This is a genomic window from Sphingomonas abietis, from assembly GCF_027625475.1.
Lineage (GTDB): Bacteria > Pseudomonadota > Alphaproteobacteria > Sphingomonadales > Sphingomonadaceae > Solisphingomonas > Solisphingomonas abietis.
In genome coordinates, this window is sequence record NZ_CP115174.1 from 414,173 (window position 1) to 434,905 (window position 20,733).

The 20,733-nt window shown below is 68.3% G+C and carries 24 protein-coding genes; 14 read left to right on the plus strand and 10 right to left on the minus strand.

Annotated elements, in window-relative coordinates; all coding sequences use genetic code 11:
• Position 1 precedes the first annotated feature (1 nt).
• The 3 genes from acpS to pyrE all read right to left on the minus strand — a co-directional run bounded on the left by acpS (position 2) and on the right by pyrE (position 1,981).
• On the minus strand, positions 2–433 hold the full coding sequence (acpS, locus tag PBT88_RS02045) for a holo-ACP synthase (RefSeq protein ID WP_270077586.1): 432 nt from the start codon (positions 431–433) through the stop codon (positions 2–4).
• 10 nt (positions 434–443) lie between these two features.
• A complete protein-coding gene (locus tag PBT88_RS02050) occupies positions 444–1,187 on the minus strand; it encodes a pyridoxine 5'-phosphate synthase (protein ID WP_270077587.1) in 744 nt (247 codons plus the stop codon).
• A 206-nt stretch (positions 1,188–1,393) separates the two neighbouring features.
• Positions 1,394–1,981 (minus strand): orotate phosphoribosyltransferase, encoded by a 588-nt coding sequence (pyrE, locus tag PBT88_RS02055; RefSeq protein ID WP_270077588.1) that lies wholly within the window; start codon positions 1,979–1,981, stop codon positions 1,394–1,396.
• A gap of 200 nt (positions 1,982–2,181) precedes the next feature.
• Between pyrE and coxB the strand changes: the two genes are divergently transcribed.
• From coxB to PBT88_RS02090, 7 genes are all read left to right on the plus strand, one after another.
• A complete protein-coding gene (gene coxB / locus PBT88_RS02060; RefSeq protein ID WP_270077589.1) occupies positions 2,182–3,240 on the plus strand; it encodes a cytochrome c oxidase subunit II in 1,059 nt (352 codons plus the stop codon).
• A 10-nt stretch (positions 3,241–3,250) separates the two neighbouring features.
• A complete protein-coding gene (ctaD, locus tag PBT88_RS02065) occupies positions 3,251–4,978 on the plus strand; it encodes a cytochrome c oxidase subunit I (RefSeq protein WP_270077590.1) in 1,728 nt (575 codons plus the stop codon).
• A gap of 82 nt (positions 4,979–5,060) precedes the next feature.
• Entirely contained in the window at positions 5,061–5,972 is a 912-nt protein-coding gene (locus PBT88_RS02070; RefSeq protein ID WP_270079143.1) for a heme o synthase, read from the plus strand.
• On the plus strand, positions 5,972–6,142 hold the full coding sequence (locus PBT88_RS02075; protein WP_270079346.1) for a hypothetical protein: 171 nt from the start codon (positions 5,972–5,974) through the stop codon (positions 6,140–6,142). The genes PBT88_RS02070 and PBT88_RS02075 overlap by 1 nt, the downstream gene beginning before the upstream one ends.
• A gap of 53 nt (positions 6,143–6,195) precedes the next feature.
• The gene (locus PBT88_RS02080) at positions 6,196–6,684 is read left to right on the plus strand and encodes a cytochrome c oxidase assembly protein (RefSeq protein ID WP_270079144.1); all 489 of its coding nucleotides are present in this window, start codon (positions 6,196–6,198) and stop codon (positions 6,682–6,684) included.
• Positions 6,685–6,735: 51 nt separating this feature from the next.
• On the plus strand, positions 6,736–7,554 hold the full coding sequence (locus PBT88_RS02085; RefSeq protein ID WP_270077591.1) for a cytochrome c oxidase subunit 3: 819 nt from the start codon (positions 6,736–6,738) through the stop codon (positions 7,552–7,554).
• 169 nt (positions 7,555–7,723) lie between these two features.
• A complete protein-coding gene (locus tag PBT88_RS02090; protein ID WP_407696547.1) occupies positions 7,724–8,266 on the plus strand; it encodes an SURF1 family protein in 543 nt (180 codons plus the stop codon).
• Between the two features lie 72 nt (positions 8,267–8,338).
• Here PBT88_RS02090 and PBT88_RS02095 read toward each other — a convergent pair whose 3' ends face one another.
• A complete protein-coding gene (locus PBT88_RS02095) occupies positions 8,339–8,548 on the minus strand; it encodes a hypothetical protein (RefSeq protein WP_270077593.1) in 210 nt (69 codons plus the stop codon).
• Positions 8,549–8,707: 159 nt separating this feature from the next.
• Here PBT88_RS02095 and thrC point away from each other — a divergent pair, with 159 nt between their 5' ends.
• From thrC to PBT88_RS02110, 3 genes are read left to right on the plus strand one after another with little or no spacing between them, the layout of a single operon-like run.
• Positions 8,708–10,105, plus strand: a complete 1,398-nt coding sequence (thrC, locus tag PBT88_RS02100) for a threonine synthase (RefSeq protein WP_270077594.1) — start codon at positions 8,708–8,710, stop codon at positions 10,103–10,105.
• Entirely contained in the window at positions 10,102–11,331 is a 1,230-nt protein-coding gene (locus tag PBT88_RS02105; protein ID WP_270077595.1) for a M16 family metallopeptidase, read from the plus strand. The genes thrC and PBT88_RS02105 overlap by 4 nt, the downstream gene beginning before the upstream one ends.
• Positions 11,332–11,342: 11 nt before the next feature.
• Entirely contained in the window at positions 11,343–12,209 is an 867-nt protein-coding gene (locus PBT88_RS02110; RefSeq protein WP_270077596.1) for a class I SAM-dependent methyltransferase, read from the plus strand.
• Here the strand turns inward: PBT88_RS02110 and PBT88_RS02115 are convergent.
• Genes PBT88_RS02115 through PBT88_RS02130 form a run of 4 tightly spaced genes read right to left on the minus strand, consistent with a single transcriptional unit; the run spans position 12,203 to position 14,233 of the window.
• Entirely contained in the window at positions 12,203–12,607 is a 405-nt protein-coding gene (locus PBT88_RS02115; RefSeq protein ID WP_270077597.1) for a cupredoxin domain-containing protein, read from the minus strand. The two genes, PBT88_RS02110 and PBT88_RS02115, sit on opposite strands and share 7 nt — an antisense overlap.
• 14 nt (positions 12,608–12,621) lie before the next feature.
• Positions 12,622–13,257 (minus strand): heme exporter protein CcmB, encoded by a 636-nt coding sequence (locus PBT88_RS02120; RefSeq protein WP_270077598.1) that lies wholly within the window; start codon positions 13,255–13,257, stop codon positions 12,622–12,624.
• Positions 13,254–13,826: a heme ABC exporter ATP-binding protein CcmA gene (gene ccmA, locus PBT88_RS02125; protein WP_270077599.1), complete on the minus strand. Its 573-nt coding sequence runs from the start codon at positions 13,824–13,826 to the stop codon at positions 13,254–13,256. Before ccmA ends, PBT88_RS02120 begins: the two co-directional genes overlap by 4 nt.
• Positions 13,823–14,233 carry a metallopeptidase family protein gene (locus PBT88_RS02130; RefSeq protein ID WP_270077600.1) on the minus strand — a complete coding sequence of 137 codons (411 nt, stop codon included), beginning with the start codon at positions 14,231–14,233 and terminating at the stop codon, positions 13,823–13,825. Before PBT88_RS02130 ends, ccmA begins: the two co-directional genes overlap by 4 nt.
• Positions 14,234–14,281: 48 nt before the next feature.
• Between PBT88_RS02130 and PBT88_RS02135 the strand changes: the two genes are divergently transcribed.
• The 3 genes from PBT88_RS02135 to PBT88_RS02145 are packed head-to-tail and all read left to right on the plus strand — an operon-like array spanning position 14,282 to position 16,694.
• A complete protein-coding gene (locus PBT88_RS02135) occupies positions 14,282–15,037 on the plus strand; it encodes an ATP-binding cassette domain-containing protein (protein ID WP_270077601.1) in 756 nt (251 codons plus the stop codon).
• Positions 15,034–16,515 (plus strand): ABC transporter permease/substrate-binding protein, encoded by a 1,482-nt coding sequence (locus PBT88_RS02140; protein ID WP_270077602.1) that lies wholly within the window; start codon positions 15,034–15,036, stop codon positions 16,513–16,515. Before PBT88_RS02135 ends, PBT88_RS02140 begins: the two co-directional genes overlap by 4 nt.
• A complete protein-coding gene (locus tag PBT88_RS02145) occupies positions 16,515–16,694 on the plus strand; it encodes a DUF4169 family protein (RefSeq protein ID WP_270077603.1) in 180 nt (59 codons plus the stop codon). Before PBT88_RS02140 ends, PBT88_RS02145 begins: the two co-directional genes overlap by 1 nt.
• A gap of 8 nt (positions 16,695–16,702) precedes the next feature.
• Here the strand turns inward: PBT88_RS02145 and PBT88_RS02150 are convergent, their stop codons facing one another.
• Positions 16,703–19,357, minus strand: coding sequence for a sensor histidine kinase (locus PBT88_RS02150; protein WP_270077604.1), 2,655 nt, complete (start codon positions 19,355–19,357; stop codon positions 16,703–16,705).
• 123 nt (positions 19,358–19,480) lie between these two features.
• On the opposite strand from PBT88_RS02150, the gene PBT88_RS02155 reads away from it, so the two are divergent.
• Positions 19,481–20,191 carry a response regulator gene (locus tag PBT88_RS02155; RefSeq protein WP_270077605.1) on the plus strand — a complete coding sequence of 237 codons (711 nt, stop codon included), beginning with the start codon at positions 19,481–19,483 and terminating at the stop codon, positions 20,189–20,191.
• Between the two features lie 25 nt (positions 20,192–20,216).
• On the opposite strand, the gene PBT88_RS02160 is transcribed toward PBT88_RS02155, so the two are convergent.
• On the minus strand, positions 20,217–20,633 hold the full coding sequence (locus PBT88_RS02160) for a hypothetical protein (RefSeq protein WP_270077606.1): 417 nt from the start codon (positions 20,631–20,633) through the stop codon (positions 20,217–20,219).
• Positions 20,634–20,733: the final 100 nt, after the last annotated feature.

A 20,733-nucleotide genomic window follows, 5' to 3' on the forward strand; every position in this document is an offset into this window, starting at 1 on the left:
CTTACCCGGCCGCCGCCGCGATCGGCGGCGTTTCTATGATGACGGCCTCGATGATGACGAAAGCCTGCGCCCACGGATGGTCGTCGGTCATCGTCAGATGCACATGCGGGGCGTGGCCCGCAGGGATCAACGCGTCAAGCCTCGCCTTGGCCCCGCCGGTGAGTGCGAGGGTCGGCGCACCCGAGGGGAGGTTGACCACGCCGATATCCTTCATGAACACGCCCTGCTTGAATCCGGTGCCCACCGCCTTGGAAAAGGCCTCCTTGGCGGCGAAGCGCTTGGCGTAGGTGCCAGCGCGGGTGAACGGCCGCCGTTCGGACTTGTCGCGCTCCACCGCGGTGAAGACGCGGTCGATGAAGCGCGCGCCGAAGCGATCGAGCGAATTCTGGATCCGCTCGATATTGCACAGGTCCGAGCCGAGGCCGATGATCATGCCGCCCCCGTCATCGCGCGGCATCCATCAGGTCGCGCATCCGGCGGACGCTGGCGTCGAGCCCGGTGAAGATCGCCTCGCCGATCAGGAAATGGCCGATATTCAGCTCGGCGATCTGCGGGATGGCGGCGACCGGGGTGACGTTGTCGTAGGTCAGGCCGTGGCCGGCATGGGGTTCGATGCCGTTCTTGGCGGCGAGCGCCACCGCATCGGTGAGGCGCCGCAGTTCGGCGGCCTGCGTCTCGCCCTCGGCATGGGCATAGGCGCCGGTGTGGAACTCGACCACCGGCGCGCCGAGGTTCATCGCCGCCTCGATCTGGCGGGGATCGGGCTCGATGAACAGCGAGACGCGGATACCGGCCTCGCGCAATTGGGTGATCAGCGGCTTCAGGCGATTATGCTGGCCGGCCGCGTCGAGGCCGCCCTCGGTGGTCACCTCCTCACGCCGCTCGGGCACGATGCAGGCGGCGTGCGGGCGGTGCTTCAGGGCAATGGCGACCATGTCCTCGGTCGCCGCCATCTCGAAATTGAGCGGCACGGCGATCGAACCGATCAACTGGGCGATATCCTCGTCCATGATGTGGCGGCGATCCTCGCGCAGATGCGCGGTGATGCCGTCGGCGCCTGCCGCCTGCGCGATCTGGGCGGCGCGGATCGGATCGGGGTGGAGCCCGCCGCGCGCGTTGCGGATCGTCGCGACATGGTCGATGTTGACGCCCAGCCGCAATTTACCCGGTTTCAGTGTGTCAGTCATTCACGCGCATCCCAAGGCCGAAAGCGCCCTATAGGCGAAGCCCTGATTCTGCCCAACCTCGCCGAGGCCGATATCGTGACGCCCGCTTTTGCGAGGCCGGAACGGGCGGGCGGGGGGCGTGTCGGCGGCGAGCGGCCCGGCATCAGGCCGGGCCGGGCCGGGCCGAAATCGACTCACGAGCGTCGCGAGGGCGCCCGCGAGTCGCTTCAGGCTGCCTTGGCCCGGCTTCCAGGCTTGATCGCGGGGATGGCGGCCAGCGATTCGGGGAGGGCATCCGGCTCGTAGGTGGGCACTTCGAGCGTGATCAACGCGGTCAGCGGCACGCCGACATCGGCCTTGCCGCCCGAACGATCGACCAGGCAGCCCGCCGCGATCACCCGCCCGCCGGCTTCCTCGATCGCCTTGATCGCCTCGCGCGACGACAGCCCGGTGGTGACGACGTCCTCCATCATCAGCACCTTCTGGCCCGGCTCCAGCGAGAAGCCGCGGCGCAGCTCGAAGGTGCCGGTCGGCCGCTCGACGAACATCGCCTCGACGCCAAGCGCGCGCGCCATCTCATAGCCGACGATGACGCCGCCCATGGCGGGCGACACCACAGCGGAGACGCCGGCATGGACGGCCGGGGTTAGGCGCGATGCCAGTTCGGCGCACAGGCGGGCGGCCCGCTTCGGGTCCATCAGCACGCGCGCGCATTGGAGATAGGTCGGGCTGCGCAGGCCCGAGGACAGGATGAAATGGCCGTCCAGCAAGGCATCGGCCGCGCGGAATTCCGCCAGTACTTCTTCGTCCGTCATGATCGCCTCAGAAAGATTGGTCCGAAGTCCCCGGGAGTGCGGCGCTGATAGGCGTCTGGCGGCCAAGCTTCAATGGTCGAGGATCGCCCGTTCCGGACTTCGCGCGCTTGAGGCTTTGCACGGGTGCGCTATACTCCTGCCAAACCGTCGTTCGCGCGGGCCTGCCCGCACGACATAAGACAACGCGGTGGAGGGGTGACATGAAGAGGCATCTGTCCTGGGCCATTGCGGCCGGCATGGCAGTTATGGCGGCCAGCAGTGCTGTCTTCGCCCAGGCTTCTCCCGTCGCCCCCATCGCCATTTCGTCTGCGTCGCCGCCGGCATCGGCGGTTGCCGCTGCGCCTGCCGCCCGGATTCCCTCCTTTTACGGCCCGACGCCGGGCGTCGGGCAACCGACCGACAGGCTGTCGCTCCAGCCGCAGGTGACGGATAACGGCCTGTTCGCGCAGCGTTTCGATACGGTGCTGGTCTATGTCATCACGATCATCTGCCTGTTCGTGCTGGCGCTGATCGGCTGGGTGGCGCTGCGCTACAATCGCCGCGTCCATCCGATCCCGTCGCGCACCTCGCACAATATGGTGATCGAGGTGATCTGGACGGTCGCCCCGGTGCTGATCCTGCTGTCGATCGCGGTCCCGTCGATCACGCTGCTGGCCCGCCAATATGCCACGCCCAAGCCCGATCTCACCGTGAAGGTGATCGGCCACCAATGGTATTGGTCCTACCAATATCCCGACAATGGCGATTTCGAGGTCGTCTCCAACATCCTGACCGACGCGCAGGACAAGGCGACCGGCCAGCCGCGCCAGCTCGGCGTCGATGCGCGGATGGTGGTGCCGGTTCATGCCGTGATCAAGATCATCGCCACGTCGGACGACGTGATCCACAGCTTCGCGGTGCCGGCCTTCTGGACCAAGATGGACGCGGTGCCGGGGCGGCTCAACGAAACCTGGTTCAAGGTCAATCGGCCCGGCCTCTATTATGGCCAATGTTCGGAACTGTGCGGTGCGCGGCATGGCTATATGCCGATCGCGGTCGAGGTGGTGAGCAAGGCGCAGTTCGCGCAGTGGGTGGCCGCGAACGGCGGCACGGTGCGCGGTGATCGGCGAGGTTCTGGCCTCGGCGGCGCCAAGCCTGTATCGGGCGACGCGACCGCGCATGGGCCGGTCAGCCATGCGATGGCGGGTCCACCCGAGACTGCCACCGAGACCAAGACCGCCCCAGCGACGTCCGCGTCGCCGGCCGCTACGACGAACTGAGGCACGGATCATGACCGACACCACGGCCAATGCCCTGCATTTCCACCATGAGGGTGGCCATCCTGGCACCGGGCAGGATCATCATGCCGATCACAAGCCGGCCTTTTTCGCGCGCTGGTTCCTGTCGACCAATCACAAGGATATCGGCACCCTCTATTTGATCTTCGCGATCACGGCGGGGATCATCGGCGGTGTCATATCCGGCATGATGCGGGCCGAGTTGATGCATCCGGGTATCCAGTATCTGAATGGCTGGGCGCATTTTATGGGTCAGCCGGCGGGCAATGATGCCGCGCTGCACCTGTGGAACGTGCTGATCACCGCGCACGGCCTGATCATGGTGTTCTTCATGGTGATGCCGGCGATGATCGGCGGCTTCGGCAACTGGTTCGTGCCGATCATGATCGGGGCGCCGGACATGGCCTTCCCGCGCATGAACAATGTGAGTTTCTGGCTGCTGGTGCCGGCCTTCCTGCTGTTGCTCGGCAGCACCTTCGTCCCCGGCGGCACCGGCAATGGTGCCGGCACCGGCTGGACGGTCTATGCGCCGCTGTCGACCAGCGGATCGGCGGGGCCGGCGGTCGACATGGCGATCCTCGCACTCCATCTCGCCGGTGCCTCGTCGATCCTCGGCGCGATCAACTTCATCACCACCATCTTCAACATGCGCGCGCCGGGCATGACGCTGCACCGGATGCCGCTGTTCGTCTGGTCGGTGCTGGTGACGGCCTTCCTGCTGCTGCTGGCGCTGCCGGTGCTGGCCGCCGCGATCACGATGCTGCTGACCGATCGCAATTTCGGTACGACCTTCTTCGATGCGAGCGGCGGCGGCGATCCGATCCTCTACCAGCATCTGTTCTGGTTCTTCGGCCATCCCGAAGTCTACATCATGATCCTGCCGGGCTTCGGCATGATCAGCCACATCATCGCCACCTTCTCCAAGAAGCCGGTGTTCGGCTATCTCGGCATGGCCTATGCGATGGTCGCGATCGGCGTGGTCGGCTTCGTGGTGTGGGCGCACCACATGTACACGACCGGCCTCGACGTGAACACGAAGATGTATTTCACCGCCGCCACGATGGTGATCGCGGTGCCCACGGGCATCAAGATATTCTCGTGGATCGCGACGATGTGGGGCGGATCGATCGACTTCCGGGTGCCGATGGTGTGGGCGATCGGCTTCATCTTCATGTTCACCGTCGGCGGCGTCACCGGCGTCGTGTTGTCCAACGGCGGCATCGATAATTACTACCAGGATACCTATTACGTCGTCGCGCATTTCCATTATGTGCTGTCGCTGGGGGCGGTGTTCTCGCTGTTCGCGGGCTTCTATTACTGGTTCCCGAAGATGTCGGGCCGCATGTATAACGAATTTCTCGGCCACCTGCATTTCTGGGGCTTCTTCATCGGCGTGAACGTGCTGTTCTTCCCGATGCATTTCCTCGGCCGCCAGGGCATGCCGCGCCGCGTGCCCAACTATCCCGATGCGTTCGAAAAGTGGAACCATGTCGCCACGATCGGCTACATGATCATGGCGGCGAGCATGGTGATCTTCTTCGTCAACATCCTTCACGCGCTGGTCGCGGGCAAGAAGGCGCCGGCCAACCCCTGGGGCGTCGGCGCGACCACGCTCGAATGGACGCTGTCGAGCCCGCCACCCTATCACCAGTTCGAGACCTTGCCGGTCATGGACGGCGGCGATCGTCACGATCTGGGGCGAGTGCCCGATCGCATCTGATATTTTGCATGTTTTCTGCTACAGCGCGCGCCGGGACCATGTGTCGTCCCGGGCGATGACTTAGAGTGAGATGACAGACCGAATGGCGACCGCGCCGATCCAGGCCCCCCCGCAGCTGCCCGCCGAATGGCAGGATTTCTGGGCGCTGACCAAGCCGCGCGTGCTCTCGCTGGTGGTGTTCACCGGGCTGTGCGGCCTGCTGATCGCGCCGGCGCATATCCATCCGGTGCTGGGCTTCACCGCGATTCTGTGCATCGCCCTGGGCGCCGGTGCCGCCGCCACGCTCAACCAGTGGTACGAAGCCGATATCGACGCCAAGATGAAGCGGACGCGCAACCGGCCGCTGCCCGCCGGCCGCATGGATCGCCAGTCCGCCCTGCATTTCGGGGTGGGGCTCGGTGTCTTTTCGGTGATCCTGATGGGCTTCGCGCTCAATCTGGTGGCGGCCGCCATCCTGGCCGTCTCGATCCTGTTCTACGTCGTCATCTACACCGTCTGGCTCAAGCGCCGGACGCCGCAGAACATCGTGATCGGGGGCGCCGCCGGTGCCTTCCCGGCGCTGATCGGCTGGGCGGCGGCGACCGGGCATGTCGCGCTGCTGCCGGTGCTGCTGTTCCTGCTCGTCTTCCTGTGGACGCCGCCGCATTTCTGGGCGCTCTCGCTGTTCGTGAATTCCGATTATGCCGCCGCCGGCGTGCCGATGATGTCGGTGGTGGCGGGCACCAAGGCGACCCGGCTCCAGGCCTTCCTCTATTCCTGGCCGATGGCGGCGGTGGCGATCGCGCCATGGCCGCTCGGCCTGTCCGGGCCGATCTATGGGGTGGCGGCGGTGCTGCTCAACCTCGCTTTCCTGGGACTCGCCGCCCGCGTCGGCTTTTCGCGAGAGGCCGATCCGGCGCTGATGAAGGCCGAGCGCCAGCTGTTCGGCTATTCGATCCTCTACCTGTTCGCGAGCTTCGGCATCCTCGTCGTCGATCGGCTGTGGTACAGCTGATGCCACGCCACGATCCCGTCCCCGATCCCGAACCGCCGGCCGCCCCGATCCTCGATTATGCGGCCGAAATCCGCCGCCGGCAGCGGGCGCGGGCGATCATCACGGCGTTGCTGCTCTTCGCCTTCGTCGTGCTGGTCTACGCGATCAGCATCGCCAAGATGGTGAAGTGAACGCAGGGCGGAACCTGCGCACAGCCCTGATCGCGGGCGCCGTGGCCTGCGCGATGGTCGGCCTGGGGTTCGCCGCGGTGCCGCTCTATCGCATCTTCTGCCAGCAGACCGGCTTCGGCGGCACCGCCCGCATCGAGGAGGGCGCGAAGGCGCCCGGCGACACCGGCAGGATCGTCACCGTCCGTTTCGACGCCAACATATCGAACCGGCTGCCCTGGCGGTTCGCGCCCGAGCAGAAGACCCAGCGCGTCGCCATCGGCGCCCGGCAGCTCGCTTTTTTCGACGCGACCAACCTGTCCGACAGGCCGATCACGGCGGCGGCCGCCTTCAACATCTCGCCCGATCAGAGTGCGGCCTATTTCGTCAAGATCCAGTGTTTCTGCTTCACCCAGCAGACGCTCCAGCCCGGCGAGACCCAGCGTATGCCGGTGGTGTTCTATGTCGATCCGGCTTTCCTGAGGGATCGGGACAATGCCGGCGTCACCGAAATCACGCTGTCCTATACATTCTACCCGGTGGACCAGAAGCCGGCCGAGGGCTAAGATCGCGGGTGACCATGGGCCGAACGAGCCCGGGCACAGGAGAGTAGAGCGATGGCGGGTGCGAAGAACCACGACTATCACATCCTGCCGCCGAGCCCCTGGCCGATCCTGTGCGCCTTCTCGGCACTGGCGGTGGCCGCCGGGCTGATCCTGTTCATGCACGGCCACGCGCTCGGCAACTGGCTTTTGCCGATCGGCTTTGCGGTGCTGATCTACTTCATGTTCAGCTGGTGGGGGGATGTTGTCAAAGAGGCCCATGCCGGCGATCACACGCCGGTGGTGCAGCTTCACCTGCGCTACGGCATGATCCTGTTCATCGCGTCCGAGGTTATGTTCTTCGTCGGCTGGTTCTGGGCCTTCTTCGATGCCTCGCTCTTCCCCAAGGCGGTGGAAGCAGTGGGCGGGGTATGGCCGCCGAAGGGAATTGCGCCGCTCGACCCGTTCCAATTTCCGCTGCTCAACACGCTCATCCTGCTCTGTTCGGGCACCACCGTGACTTGGGCGCACCACGCGCTGATCCATGGCGATCGCAGGGGATTGAAGCAGGGTCTGTGGTGTACGATCCTGCTGGGCCTGCTGTTCAGCGCGATCCAGGCCTGGGAATATATCCACGCGCCCTTCGCCTTCAAAGGCAATATCTTCGGCGCGACCTTCTTCATGGCGACCGGATTCCACGGCTTCCACGTGATCGTCGGCACCCTCTTCCTCGCCGTCTGCCAGTATCGCGCCTATCAGGGCGAGTTCACCCCGCGCCAGCATTTCGGCTTCGAGGCAGCCGCCTGGTACTGGCATTTCGTCGACGTGGTGTGGCTGTTCCTGTTCCTCTCCATCTATGTCTGGGGCGGCTGGGGCGCGACCTACGCGGGTTGACGCGGATACGGGTGCGGTAGGACGGGCGGCGTCCGCTCTTCGTGTTTGCGGGCCGGAGCGGTATAGCGCGTCGATGACCGATCCAGCCGCGCCGCCGCCGACGTCAGGGCCCGTGACCCGCCCTGTCCCGATCCTGCCGACCCTGCTGGCCGCGCTGGCAGTCGCGGCGATGATCGGGCTGGGCACCTGGCAGCTGCACCGGTTGCAGTGGAAGCAGGGGCTGCTCGTCCGCTATGCCGCCGCCATGCACCGGCCGCCGATCGCCTTTCCGCGCGATCCGACCGATCAGTCGCTGCTGTTCCGTCGATCCGAGGCCTTCTGCCTCGAACCGGTCGGCTGGCGGGCGAGTGCGGGGCGCAACGCGGAGGGGCAGGCCGGCTGGCGGCATGTCGCCGATTGCCGCACCGGCGCCGAAGGGCCGGGCATTGCGGTCGACATGGGATGGTCCGAGCAATCCGATCCGCCGGGCTGGAAGGGGGGGGAGGTGAAGGGCATGATCGGCCCCGATCATGACGGCCAGATCCTGCTGGTGTCGGACACGGCCGCGCCCGGCCTCATGCCGAGCCAGCCACCCAGCCTCGCGGACATTCCCAATAATCATTTCGCGTATGCGGTGCAGTGGTTCATCTTCGCCGCGCTGGCGGTGGGGATCTACATCATCGCGCTGGTGCGGCGGCGCCCCGTGCCGCCGGTGCCGCCGTCGCTCGGCTGACGGGGCAGTCGGCTGACGGGGACGGCTGGCTGACGGGTCGGTTGGCTGGCGCGGCGCGACGGTTCGGTGGGATCAGGCGCGGGGCTGTTGATCCTGCGCGGCGGCGATGCGCAGCCGCTGTTCCAGCTGCCGTGCCTTCAGCGCGCGCAGTTCGGTGCGGTAGTAGAAAGCCAGCTCGGCATGGATGCGGCGCTTCTCCAGCGTCGCGCCGGTGCGGGCGCGTTCATCCTCGGCGGCGATCTGCTGGCGCAGATAATCGAGCTGGCTGTGTCGGAACATCATCGGGCGCCTCCGTCTTCGAAACGCCCAATGCACCCGGAATTTTGGTGCGGAATGTCTCTGGCATGTCCCCCGAATGTCGCGATGTGTCGCAGCGGCAGGCAGGCCCGCCCGCCTGTTCGCTTGCCCGCGGGGCGCCCGCCGTCTAAGCCGCGCGGCCATATGCGCTATATCAGCACCCGTGGGCAGGCCGACACGCTCGGCTTCCAAGCCGCCACCCTCGCCGGGCTCGCCTCCGATGGCGGTCTCTACGTGCCCGAAGCCTGGCCGACGCTGACCATGGCCGAGATCGAGGCGCTGGCCGGCCTCTCTTATGCCGAGACGGCGGTGCATATCCTGAAGCCGTTCGTCGGCGATGCGCTGGACGAGGCCGATCTGCGTGCCTTGTGCGAGGCGGCCTATGGTCGCTTCAGCCATGCGGCGGTGACGCCTTTGGTGCAGCTCGATCACCGGCATTTTCTGCTCGAGCTGTTCCACGGCCCGACGCTGGCGTTCAAGGATGTCGCGCTCCAGATGCTCGGGCTGTTGTTCGAGCGCTTCCTGTCGAAGGGCGACCAGCATCTCACCATCGTCGGCGCGACGTCCGGCGACACCGGATCGGCGGCGATCGAGGCGGTGGCGAACCGCGCCCATATCGACATCTTCATGCTCCACCCGAAGGGCCGCGTGTCCGACGTCCAGCGCCGCCAGATGACGACGGTGCTGGCGCCCAACGTCCACAATATCGCGATCGAGGGCGATTTCGACGAGGCCCAGGCGCTGGTCAAGCGCATGTTCGGCGACCGGGATTTCGCCGGGCGCTTCCAGCTATCGGCGGTCAATTCGATCAACTGGGCGCGGCTCGCGGCGCAGATCGTCTATTATTTCTATGCCGCCGTCCGCCTCGGCGCGCCGCATCGCTCGGTCGCCTTCTCGGTGCCGACCGGCAATTTCGGCGACGTGTTCGCCGGCTATGTCGCCAAGCAGATGGGGCTGCCGATCGAGCGGCTGATCGTCGCGACCAACGTCAACGACATCTTGCATCGCGCCCTTTCGGCGGGCGACTATTCCACCGGCACCGTGACCCCGACGCACACGCCCTCGATGGACATCCAGGTCAGCTCCAATTTCGAGCGGCTGCTGTTCGATCTTCACGGCCGCGACGCCGGCGCGCTCGAGGCCGCCATGCGGGGTTTCGAAGGCGATCGGCGGATGAGTCTGCCGCAGGCGTTGCGCACTCGTGCCGCCGCCGATTTCGCCAGTGCCCGCGTCGATCATGCCGGCATGGTCGACGCGATGCGCTGGGCCCACGCCTCGGGCCAGGTGATCGATCCGCACACCGCGATCGGCCTCGCCGCAGCGCGCGCGAGCGATCTGCCGGCCGACGTGCCGGTGGTGACGCTGGCGACGGCGCACCCCGCCAAGTTCGGCGACGCGGTGGAGGCGGCGATCGGCGTGCGCGCGCCGCTGCCCGAGCGCATCGCCGGCCTCATGGAGAAGGAGGAGCGCTGCGCCGTGCTCCCCGCCACCTTCGAGGCGATCACCGGCTATGTTGCCGAGCGCGCGAGGCCTCGCGCATGAACCCCCGTCTCCACCGCCTCGCCAACGGCCTGACCGTCGCGATCGATCCCATGGACGGCGTCGAGACGCTCGCGGTCGGCCTCTATGCCGATGTCGGCAGCCGCTCGGAGGCGGCGCATCTCACCGGGCTTGCCCACATGGTCGAGCATATGGTGTTCAAAGGCGCGGGGGACCGTGGCGCGCGCGCGATCGCCGAGGCGGCCGAGGATGTCGGCGGCCAGCTCAACGCCTGGACCTCGCGCGACACCACCGTGTTCCACGCCCGCCTGCTGCCGAACGACCTCGCGCTCGGTGTCGACCTGATCGCCGACCTGATCCGCGCCCCGCATTTTGCCGCCGACGAGCTGGAGCGCGAGAAGCAGGTCGTGCTGGCCGAGCTGGGCGAATCGCGGGATGCGCCGGACGACATCATCTTCGATCATCTCGCCGCCGCTTCCTATCCGGGCCAGACCTATGGCCGCCCGGTGCTGGGCGACGAGCAGACGATCGCCGCCATCGACGTCGCCGCGCTGCGCCGCTGGCTGGAGGAGCAATATCGGCCGCAGGGCCTCGTCCTTGCCGCCGCCGGCAAGGTCGACGAGGATGCACTGCTGAAGCTGGCGGAGGCCCGCTTCGGTGATCTCGCCGCCGGTGCGCCGCCCGCCTTCGATCCGGCGCGCTTCGGATCGGGCGTCGTCACCGATGCTCGGCGTTTCGATCAGGTCCATGTCGCCTTCGCCCATCCCGGTGTCGATCAGCGCCACGGTGACGCCTATGCGCTCAACCTGTTCGCCAGCGCGGCCGGCGGCGGCATGTCGTCGCGGCTGTTCCAGGAGGTGCGCGAGGAGCGTGGCCTGGCCTATTCGGTCTATGCGTGGAGCTCGGCGGCGGCCGATACCGGCCAACTCGGCGTCTATTGCGCGGCGGCCAAGGCCGATGCGCCGCGCGCCTTCGCGCTCTCCCGCGAGGTGCTCGCCCGCACCGCCGAGGAACTGACCGAGGCCGAGCTTGCCCGCGCCAAGGCCCAGGCCAAGGCCGGGCTGCTGATGGGCCTCGAATCGGTGCAGGCGCGCTGCGATCATCTCGCCCGCCAGATCCAGGTCCATGGCCGCGCCGTGCCGGTGGCGGAGACGGTCGCGCAGATCGATGGTGTGGACCTCGCCCATGCCCGCCGCGCCGGCGCCGAGGCGATCGGCGGCGGCATCGCCACCGCCAGCGTCGGCGGCAAGCTCGCGCGGGTCGCGTAAGGGGTTTTGGCGTGAAGCTCGAAACGCTCATCACCGAGCCATGGCCCGATTACGGGCTGGTCGATTCGGGGCATGGCCGCAAGCTGGAGCGCTACGGCCGCTTCCGCTTCGTCCGGCCGGAGCCGCAGGCGATGTGGGCGCCGGCCGCAGACGACTGGAAGCATGACGGCGAGTTCGTCGGCGCGTCCGACGAGGAGGGCGGTGGCCGCTGGAACCTCGATCGGCGGGTGCCGAGGGATTGGCCGCTCGGCTGGCAGGACGTGAAGTTCCACGCCGCCAACACGCCGTTCCGCCACCTCCAATTCTTCCCCGACATGGCCCCGCAATGGGCGTGGATGCGCGATCGCGTGGCAGACGGCGACGAGGTGATGAACCTGTTCGGCTATACCGGCGTCGGCAGCCTCGCGCTGGCAGCCAGGGGCGCCAAGGTCACCCATGTCGATGCGTCGAAGAAGTCGGTCGAGCAGGGCAAGGCCAATGCGGTGCTGGCTGGTATGGCCGACAGGCCGATCCGCTGGATGATCGACGATGCCGTCAAGTTCACCGCGCGCGAGGTGCGGCGCGAGCGGCGCTATGCCGGGATCATGCTCGATCCGCCCAAGTTCGGGCGTGGCCCGACCGGCGAGGTCTGGCGGCTCGAGGAGGGATTGCCCGGCCTGATTGCCGATGCTGTGAAGCTGCTCGGCCCGGAATCGAAATTCCTCGTCCTCACCGTCTATGCGGTGCGGATGTCGGCGCTCGCCATCGCCGAGCTGCTGCGGCAGGCGACCGCGCATCTCGGCGGCACGGTCGAGGCCGGCGAGATGGCGGTGCGCGAAGAGGCCCGCGGCCTGCTGCTCCCCACCGCCATCTTCGCCCGCTGGTCAGGCGATCAGTAGACCAGCACCTGCGCGGTCATGTTGGAGACGACGTCGATCGCCTTGCTCGACTTGGCATCATAGGGCGCCGGGCGCATCGGCGTCAGGATCAGCGAGTTGCTGCCGTGCGGCGGCACGTTCAGCCGGCCGTCGCGGAGCTTCCATCCTTCCTGCCTGGTGATCTGCGAGCCGTTGAGCAGGCCGGGTGCGAAGAAATCATGCGTCGTCTTGTCGCGGTTCACGAAGCGCAGCCGGTAGGTCTGGCCCGCCTTGAGCCGGATCACCTGCGGGTGGAAACCGCGATCGGCCATTTCCACGGTGACGGTGGTGATGGGGGCCGGGCGGACCACCGGGGCGGCGCCGGCCACGACGGGAACGGCCGCCAGCGTCATCGAAAGAGCAAGCGCGATTCTCTTCATACCAAGTCTCCTCTTCAATCTCTGAGCGCGGTCAACGCCGCACCCGCGGCAAAGGGTGCGCCTGCGGTCAGCAGCAGCGCGGTGGCACCGAGCAGCTTGAAGGCCTGGCCGCCGTCAGCCGCCAAGGCACCGGCGCCGAAGATGAGCAGCGGCACCGCGAGTGGCAAGAGCATGAGCCCCGCCAATGCCCCGGCACCGCGCAGGCCGGCGGTCAACGCCGCGACCGTCACGCCGAGCGCGGCGAGCGCGGGCGTGCCGATCGCGAGCCCCGCCTCCAGCCGGCCGAGCGTCGGTGCGTCGAGCCCGAGCAGCGCCGCGCCGGGCAGTGCCGCGATCATCAGCGGCGGGCCGAAGCTCAGCCAGTGCGCGACGATCTTGGCGAGAGCGATGGCCTCGTCGGAGATGCCGCGCGCCGCGTACTGATCGAGGATGCCGGCGTCCGCATCGGGGGCGACCAGCCGCTCGATCGGCAGCAGCGCGGCCAGCAGCGCCGCCAGCCACAGCATCCCGCCGCCGGCCTTGGCCAGCAGCCGGGCATCGGGGCCGACCGCGAACGGAAACAGCGTCGCCGCGATCAGGAAGAAGGCCACCGGAAGCCCGGCGGCGCGCAATCCCCGCATGGCATCGCGCGCGATGAGGTGCGCAATCATGCCGGCAGGCCATCGAGCGAGAGCTTGGCCGCACCGTCGATCGGAAGCGGCAGGTGAGTCGCGACGATCGCGGCGCCGCTCTTGGCACGATGGCCGTCAATGGCCATGGCGAGACGCGCCACGCCCTCGGTGTCGAGGCCGTTGGCGGGCTCGTCCAGCACCCAGAGCGATGCGCCCGACGCGATGGTGCGCGCGATCGCGGCGCGACGGCGCTGGCCGGTGGAGAGATAGCGAACCGGCACGGGGGCGAGATGCGCGATGCCCATCTTGTCCATCGCAGGCTCCGGCACGCCGCCGTCGAGCCGCGCCCAGAAGCGCAGCGCCTCGATCAGCGGGCGATCGCCGTCGAGCGCGGTGGCCTCGCCGAGCCAGGCCGCCTGGCCCACTCGTTCGATCCGGCCGGCGGACGGGCGCAGCAGGCCGGCGACGATGCGCAGCAGGCTCGATTTGCCGACGCCGTTGGGGCCGGTGACGACGAGTGCTTCGCCGGCATCGAGCGCCAGCGACATTCTCTCGAACAGCAGTCGTGGCCCGCGCAGGCAGGCGATGTCGGTCAGCGTCACGATCATTCGGCGGCGGCTTCCAGGGCGTGCATGTCGGCGTCCGACAGGCCGAAATGATGGCCGACCTCGTGGATCAGCACATGCGCGACCAACGTTTCCAGCGTCACCTCGCCCTCCGCCCATTCGTCGAGGATCGCGCGTCGGTAGAGGTGGATCATGTCGGGCATCGTCGCGGTGTCGTCCACGCTCTTCATGCCGAGCGGGCGACCGCTGTAGAGACCGGACAGCGCGAAGGGATCGTCTATTCCCATCTCGTCGAGCGTGGCGTCGTCGGCATATTCCTCGACGCGCAGCACGACATTGTCGAGATGGGTGCGAAAGGCCTTGGGGAGGCGGGCCAGCGCGGCACGGGCCATGGCCTCGATCGCATCGGCTTTGGGGGCGTGGCCCCAAGGGGTTTGACGAGCGTTCATGCAAGCTGACAGTAGAAGAGGCGGCGATCCGGCGCCAGCGGAGGCGAGATGGACGATTGCGGCCCCGAGGTGCGGTTCGAGACCGTCTCGAAATCCTATGGCGCGCCGGCGGTCGATGCGGTGGACTGCACGATCGCGGGCGGCAGCTTCGTGGCGCTGGTCGGCGGATCGGGCGCGGGCAAGTCGACGCTGCTGCGGATGGTCAACCGGCTGGTCGAGCCCGACGCCGGGCGCATCCGGGTGGATGGCCGCGATGTCGCGGATGGGCCGGCGCCGTGGCTGCGCCGGCGGATCGGCTATGTCTTCCAGTCGATCGGGCTGATGCCGCACATGTCGGTCGCCGAGAATATCGCGCTGGTGCCGCGCATTGCCGGCACAGCGTCGCCCGATGCTCCCGCGCTGCTGAAGATGGTCGATCTCCCCGCCGACTATGCCTCGCGCCGGCCGGACGCGCTGTCGGGCGGGCAGCGCCAGCGGGTCGGTGTCGCGCGTGCCCTGGCGACGGGGGCGAAGCTGATGCTGCTCGACGAGCCCTTCGGCGCGCTCGATCCGGTGACCCGTGATGCGATCGGGCAACGCTATCGCGCGCTCCACCAACGGCTCGGCCTTACCAGCATCATGGTGACGCATGACATGGCGGAAGCGCTGTTGCTGGCGGATCGGGTGATCGTGATGGCGAAGGGCCGGATCGTCGGCGATGCGACACCGGCCGAGATGCTGGCGGGCCAGGCCGGCGCCGAGGCGGATGCGCTGGTCGCGGTGCCCGCCCGGCAGGCCGAAGCGATCGCGGCGCTGCGGGGATGACCGAGCTACTTGGCCTCGCCGCCCATCATATCCTGCTCTCGGCAGCGGCGCTGGGGCTGGCGCTGCTGATCGCACTCCCGCTCGGTCTGGCGGCTGCGCGACGGCCGCGGCTGGCATCGGCGTCGCTCGGCGTGGCGGGGGTGATCCAGACCATCCCCGGCCTCGCGCTGCTCGCGCTCTTCTATCCGCTGCTGCTCGCGATCGGCCATGGGCTGCCGGCCCTGGGCTTCCTGCCCGCCTGGCTGGCGCTGGCGCTCTACGCGCTGCTGCCGATCCTGCGCAACGTCGTGGCCGGCTTGCGCGGGCTCGATCCCGCCGTGATCGAGGCGGCGGACGGGATCGGGATGACGCCTGGCCAGCGGCTGTGGCTGGTCGAGGCGCCACTGGCCGCGCCGGTGGTGATGGCCGGCATCCGCACCGCGACGGTGTGGACGATCGGCGCGGCGACGCTCGCCACCACGGTGGGCGCGGCGAGCCTCGGCAACCTGATCTTCGCGGGCCTCCAGACCGAGGATTGGGCACAGGTGCTGCAAGGCTGCCTCGCCTCCGCCGCGCTGGCGCTGGCGGCGGACGGCCTGCTCGCGCTGATCGAGCGCGGCCTCGCGCGGCGCGAGCGCTGGTCGCTGATCCTCGGCATCGCCGGCGTCGCGATCGGCTTGCTGGCGGCCTGTACACCGCTGGTCGGGGGTGGCCCGAAGACGGTGGTGGTCGGCGCCAAGAATTTCTCCGAACAGTTCATCCTCGCCCGGCTGATCGGCGATCGGCTGGAGAGAGCGGGCTATGCCGTCAGCTATCGCGAGGGGTTGGGTTCGGCGGTGGCGCTGCGCGCGCTCAAGACCGGCGATATCGACGTCTATGTCGATTATTCGGGCACGATCTGGGCGGATTCGATGCACCGCGACAAGCCCGCGCCGAAAGCGCAGACGCTCGCCGCCATTGCCGATTTCCTAAGGCCGGCCGCTCTGATCGGCCCGCTGGGGTTCGAGAATGCCTATGCGCTGGCGATGAAGAAGGGGCGGGGCATCGCCGATCTGCGCGGGCTGACGGCAGAGGCGCCATCCCTCCGGCTGGGCGCCGATCTGGAATTCCTGTCACGGCCCGAATGGCGCGCGGTGCAATCGGCCTATGGGCTACGCTTCGCCACCCAGCGCGCCTATTCGCCGAGCTTCATGTATCGCGCGCTCGAAAGCGGGCAGGCGGATGTGATTTCCGCTTTCTCCAGCGATGGCCGGATCGCGGCGGACGATCTGACTGTACTCGGCGATCCGGCCCATGCGTTGCCGGGCTATGACGCGATCCTGCTGGTATCGCCGGCGCACGCGCACGACGCCCGCTTCATCGGCGCGCTGAGGCCGCTGGTGAACCGGATTCCGGTGGAGGCGATGCGCCAGGCGAACTACATGGTCGATCGCGACAGCGACAAGGCGAGCCCCGATCAGGCGGCGCGCTGGCTTGCCGCGCAGCTGGAGCATCGCTGATGGCCGAGATCATCAACCTCAACCGCGCCCGCAAGGCCAAAGCCAAAGACGAGGCGGCCAAGACGGCCGAGGCCAACCGCACCAAGTTTGGCCGCACCAGGGCCGAGCGCGAGGCCGAAGCGGCCGAGCAGGCGCGTCGTGCCGCGCTGCTCGACGGGGCGAAGCGCGAGGAGCCGTAAGCCGGCGCTCAGGCCGGGACAAGCGCCTCTTCGGGGATGCTCAGCGTGAACACCGCGCCGCCATCGGGATCGGTCGAGACGCTGGCGCCGATGCCGAGCGCGTCGGCGAAGCCCTTGACGATGGCGAGGCCCAGTCCGCTGTCGCCGCTGCGATCGCTGCCCTTGCCGCGCGCGAAGGTCTCGAAGATCGCCTCCTCCGCGCCCGGCTCGATGCCGGGGCCGCGATCGCGGACTTCGAGCAGGACCGCGCCCGATGTCCGCCGTGCCTCGATCGCGATCGGCCCCTCCGGTGCGCCATGCTGGGCGGCGTTGGCGAGCAGGTTGATCAGGATGTGGTGGAGCAGGCGGGGATCGGCGTGGACCAGCGGCAGGTTGCCGGGAATGGCGAGATCGATGCGATGATGGGCGAGCGTGTCGCGCAGATCGTGGACGGCGGCGCTGGCGGCGTCGGTCAGGTCGATCGGTTCGGGGGTAAGGTGGAGCGCGCCGGCATCGATCCGCACCATGTCGACCAGATTGTCGAGGAAGCGCTTGAGCCTTTGCACCTCGGCGCGGGCGACCACCACCTCGGCCGAGCCCGGATTTTCCACACCCAGCGCCTCGATCGCACCGGCGACCGAGGTGAGCGGCGTCCGCAGGTCGTGGCCGATCGAGGAGAGCAGGGCGGCGCGCAGCCGGTCGCGCTCCTTGAGCAGGCCGAGCTCGCGCATCTCGCCCTCCAGCCGCAGCCGCTCATGGGCGAGCGCCGCCTGATTGGCGATGGTGGAGAGCAGTACCATGCGATCGGCGGAGACCGGCTCGGTGCCGTCGTCGCGGGCGAGGCCGAGCACGGCGAGCGTGCCGAGCGCGGTCTTGAGCGGCTGGAACTGCCAGTCGGCCGCGGTCAGCGTCGCGGTGCCGCGCCCGGCAGGCTCGCCCTTGGACCAGCACCATTCGGCGGCGGCCTGGTCGACCGGGCCGAGCGGCGATGCCTCGGGTTCGGCGGCGATGACGGTCAACACTCCCTCCCGCTCGGCGAGCAGCAGGGTGTCGCAGGCGAGCAGCAGGCCGATCTCGTGGCAGACGGTGTTCGCCGTCTCCTGCCGGGTCGAGGAGCGGGCCAGCGCCTGCCCGAAGGCGGCGACCTGCGCATTCTCGGCGGCGCTGCGCGCGGCGAGGCTGGCGCGGATCTTCAGGCGCCCGGCGAGATTGCTGACCAGTGCCGCGATGCCGATCAGCACCAGCATGGTCAGCAGGCTCTGCGGATCGGCGATGGTGAAGGTGTGGAGCGGCGGCAGGAAGAAGAAATTATAGGCGAGCCCGGCGACGAGGCTGGCGAACAGGCCCGGCCGCAGGCCGAAGCGCTGGGCGGTGAGGATCACCGGCAGCAGGTAGATGAGATCGAGCCCGCCCTCGCCGACCAGCGGCGCCGCGAAATGATCGATGACGGTGGTGATCGCGACCATCAGGATCGCGATCATATAGGGCACCGGGCCACCCCAGCCCCGCACGATCGGGGCGAAGCCGCCGCGCCTGTTTTCCGCCGGCCGGTTGGCAGGAATGACGTGGAGCGCGAGGCCTTCCGGCCCCTCGCGCAGGATGCGATCGACCACCGATCCGTGGCGCGCCTCGAACCACCAGCTCCGCCGCGACTTGCCGAGCACGAGCTGGGTGGCGCGCATCGCCAGAACCTGGTCGAGCAACCCCTGACTGACATTTTCCGCCGGCATCCGCGCGATGGTGGCGCCGAGGCTGGCGGCCAGCCGCAGCACCTCGGCGACGCGCTGGCGTTCGACCTCGCCGAACCCGTCGGCGCGCGCCGTCTCGATCACCACCGCCGTCCAGGGTGCGCGCAGCGCGTCGGACAGGCGCTTGGCGACCCGGATCAGCGTATCGCAGCCGGGCTGCTCGGAGACCGCGACCAGCACCCGCTCGCCGCCATAGGCGCCGGGCAGCGCGCCGGCATCGAGCATCTCCAGCATCTGCCGATCGACGTTCATCGCCGCCCGGCGCAGCGCCATCTCGCGCAAGGCCGATAGATTGGGCTTGGAGAAGAAATGCTGGAGGGCGCGGGTCGCCTCCTCCGGCACATAGACCTTGCCCTCCTTCAGCCGGTCGATGAGATCGTCCGGCGGCAGATCGACCACCTCGACCTCGGCATCTTCGAACACGCTGTCCGGCACCGTCTCGCGCACGCGGACGCGGGTGAAGCTGGCGACGACATCGTTGAGGCTCTCGACATGCTGGATGTTGAGCGTCGTGGAGACGTCGATCCCGGCGGCCAGCAGCTCCTCGATATCCTGCCAGCGCTTGGGATGGCGGCTGCCCTCGACATTGGAATGGGCGAACTCGTCGACCAATGCGAGCGCGGGGCGGCGCGCCAGCACCGCATCGAGGTCCATCTCGGGGAGCGGGTGGCCGCGATGCTCGATGATCCGGCGCGGGATGATCTCGAACGGCACCATCAGCGCCTCGGTGTCGGCGCGTCCATGCGTCTCGACCACGGCGACCACCACATCGATGCTGGCGTGGAGCCGCTCGGCCCCGTCGAGCAGCATCTCGTAGGTCTTGCCGACCCCCGGCGCAGCGCCGAGGAAGATCTTGAGCTTGCCACGCCCTTCACGCGCCGACTGGCGGAGCAGGGCCTGGGGGGACGGGCGGGGATCGTCGCTGAAACTGGCCATCGTCTGCATAGTACGCCTGCACAGGCGACGATGCCACGACACTTATCGCAGGCTTATGCGATGCTTATGCCGAGATGGGATTTCCCCATTGCGCGGTGGCTGGCGCGGCCTCATCACCGGCCGATGTCCATTCCCTCCAAGCTGCTGGTGATCGAAGACGACGCCGCCATCCGGCGGCTGCTGCGCGTGACACTGGAACGCGCCGGCCATGTGGTTGCCGAGGCGTCGTCGGCGCGCGAGGCGATGTCGCTGCTGCCGATCGAGAAGCCGGAGGTGGTGCTGCTCGATCTGGGGCTGCCCGATCGTGACGGGCTGGAGCTGGTCCAGTTGATCAAGAGCCAGGCGCAGGCGACCCTGATCGTGGTCTCGGCGCGCGATGCGACCGAGGAGAAGGTGGCGGCGCTCGATCTCGGCGCCGACGATTATCTGGTGAAGCCCTTCGACAGCGAGGAGCTGCTCGCCCGCGTCCGCGCCGGCCTGCGCCACCGGCTCGACGCGCAGGGGGCCGAGCATCACGTGGCGGCAGGCGACGTGCTGATCGATCTCGATAGGCGCCGGGTTACCAGGGCCGGCGAGGAGGTGCATCTGGCACCCAAGGAATATGGCGTGCTGGCCCTGCTCGCCGCGCGGCCCGATCGGGTGCTGAGCCACGCCCAGATCCTGCGCGACGTATGGGGGCCGGCACAGGCCGACCGGGTGGAGTATCTCCGCATCGTGGTGCGGGCGCTGCGCCAGAAGCTGGAGGCGGACCCGGCGCGACCGGCGCTGATCGTCAACGAACTCGGCGTCGGCTACCGGCTGCGGCCGGAACCCGCCGTTTCCAGCAAGCCGTAGCGGCAACCGCCAGAGGCCAGTGCGATCATTCCTGCGGTGGCGGACCACCCCAGCGATGGCGCGACCCCATGCCATGGCTGACCCGCTCGATCGCGTCGAAGCGGGCCTGCTGATCGGGATTCAGGCTTGCGCGAAAATGCTGGGCCGCTTCGATGCGCGCCTGCATCTGGGCCGCATCAGGTGGACCATGGCGATCGCCGCCATCGCCATGGTCGCCGTCCTGCCTGTCGCCGCGCGGCGGGGGCGCTACGGCCTGCAGATACGCTTCGAGTGCCGGCCGCTGCTGCGGGGCCAGCCCGAGGAGGAGCGTCATGTCGTCGGCGCGGCTACCTGCCTGTTGCGGCGAGCCCATGCCGGGCGCCGGCGGCGGCGAGTCGCCGGCGATGGCGGTGCCGGCGAGAAGAGCCGACGCGATGAGCGCGGCGAGCAGAGGTGAGCGCATCAATCGTTCCCCAGACGTGAACGGCGTAGCTTGCCGGTCATTGTGTCAGGCGAATGTCTGCGCGCGAGCACCGTTGAAATCCTCTGCACACATCGTAGCG

What these genes read in the sequence shown, in the direction of transcription:
- acpS (WP_270077586.1), bottom strand. Translation starts at nt 433, where the DNA reads ATGATCATCGGCCTCGGCTCGGACCTGTGCAATATCGAGCGGATCCAG.
- PBT88_RS02050 (WP_270077587.1), bottom strand. Translation starts at nt 1,187, where the DNA reads ATGACTGACACACTGAAACCGGGTAAATTGCGGCTGGGCGTCAACATC.
- pyrE (WP_270077588.1), bottom strand. Translation starts at nt 1,981, where the DNA reads ATGACGGACGAAGAAGTACTGGCGGAATTCCGCGCGGCCGATGCCTTG.
- coxB (WP_270077589.1), top strand. Translation starts at nt 2,182, where the DNA reads ATGAAGAGGCATCTGTCCTGGGCCATTGCGGCCGGCATGGCAGTTATG.
- ctaD (WP_270077590.1), top strand. Translation starts at nt 3,251, where the DNA reads ATGACCGACACCACGGCCAATGCCCTGCATTTCCACCATGAGGGTGGC.
- PBT88_RS02070 (WP_270079143.1), top strand. Translation starts at nt 5,061, where the DNA reads ATGGCGACCGCGCCGATCCAGGCCCCCCCGCAGCTGCCCGCCGAATGG.
- PBT88_RS02075 (WP_270079346.1), top strand. Translation starts at nt 5,972, where the DNA reads ATGCCACGCCACGATCCCGTCCCCGATCCCGAACCGCCGGCCGCCCCG.
- PBT88_RS02080 (WP_270079144.1), top strand. Translation starts at nt 6,196, where the DNA reads ATGGTCGGCCTGGGGTTCGCCGCGGTGCCGCTCTATCGCATCTTCTGC.
- PBT88_RS02085 (WP_270077591.1), top strand. Translation starts at nt 6,736, where the DNA reads ATGGCGGGTGCGAAGAACCACGACTATCACATCCTGCCGCCGAGCCCC.
- PBT88_RS02090 (WP_407696547.1), top strand. Translation starts at nt 7,724, where the DNA reads ATGATCGGGCTGGGCACCTGGCAGCTGCACCGGTTGCAGTGGAAGCAG.
- PBT88_RS02095 (WP_270077593.1), bottom strand. Translation starts at nt 8,548, where the DNA reads ATGATGTTCCGACACAGCCAGCTCGATTATCTGCGCCAGCAGATCGCC.
- thrC (WP_270077594.1), top strand. Translation starts at nt 8,708, where the DNA reads ATGCGCTATATCAGCACCCGTGGGCAGGCCGACACGCTCGGCTTCCAA.
- PBT88_RS02105 (WP_270077595.1), top strand. Translation starts at nt 10,102, where the DNA reads ATGAACCCCCGTCTCCACCGCCTCGCCAACGGCCTGACCGTCGCGATC.
- PBT88_RS02115 (WP_270077597.1), bottom strand. Translation starts at nt 12,607, where the DNA reads ATGAAGAGAATCGCGCTTGCTCTTTCGATGACGCTGGCGGCCGTTCCC.
- PBT88_RS02120 (WP_270077598.1), bottom strand. Translation starts at nt 13,257, where the DNA reads ATGATTGCGCACCTCATCGCGCGCGATGCCATGCGGGGATTGCGCGCC.
- ccmA (WP_270077599.1), bottom strand. Translation starts at nt 13,826, where the DNA reads ATGATCGTGACGCTGACCGACATCGCCTGCCTGCGCGGGCCACGACTG.
- PBT88_RS02130 (WP_270077600.1), bottom strand. Translation starts at nt 14,233, where the DNA reads ATGAACGCTCGTCAAACCCCTTGGGGCCACGCCCCCAAAGCCGATGCG.
- PBT88_RS02135 (WP_270077601.1), top strand. Translation starts at nt 14,282, where the DNA reads ATGGACGATTGCGGCCCCGAGGTGCGGTTCGAGACCGTCTCGAAATCC.
- PBT88_RS02140 (WP_270077602.1), top strand. Translation starts at nt 15,034, where the DNA reads ATGACCGAGCTACTTGGCCTCGCCGCCCATCATATCCTGCTCTCGGCA.
- PBT88_RS02145 (WP_270077603.1), top strand. Translation starts at nt 16,515, where the DNA reads ATGGCCGAGATCATCAACCTCAACCGCGCCCGCAAGGCCAAAGCCAAA.
- PBT88_RS02150 (WP_270077604.1), bottom strand. Translation starts at nt 19,357, where the DNA reads ATGGCCAGTTTCAGCGACGATCCCCGCCCGTCCCCCCAGGCCCTGCTC.
- PBT88_RS02155 (WP_270077605.1), top strand. Translation starts at nt 19,481, where the DNA reads ATGTCCATTCCCTCCAAGCTGCTGGTGATCGAAGACGACGCCGCCATC.
- PBT88_RS02160 (WP_270077606.1), bottom strand. Translation starts at nt 20,633, where the DNA reads ATGCGCTCACCTCTGCTCGCCGCGCTCATCGCGTCGGCTCTTCTCGCC.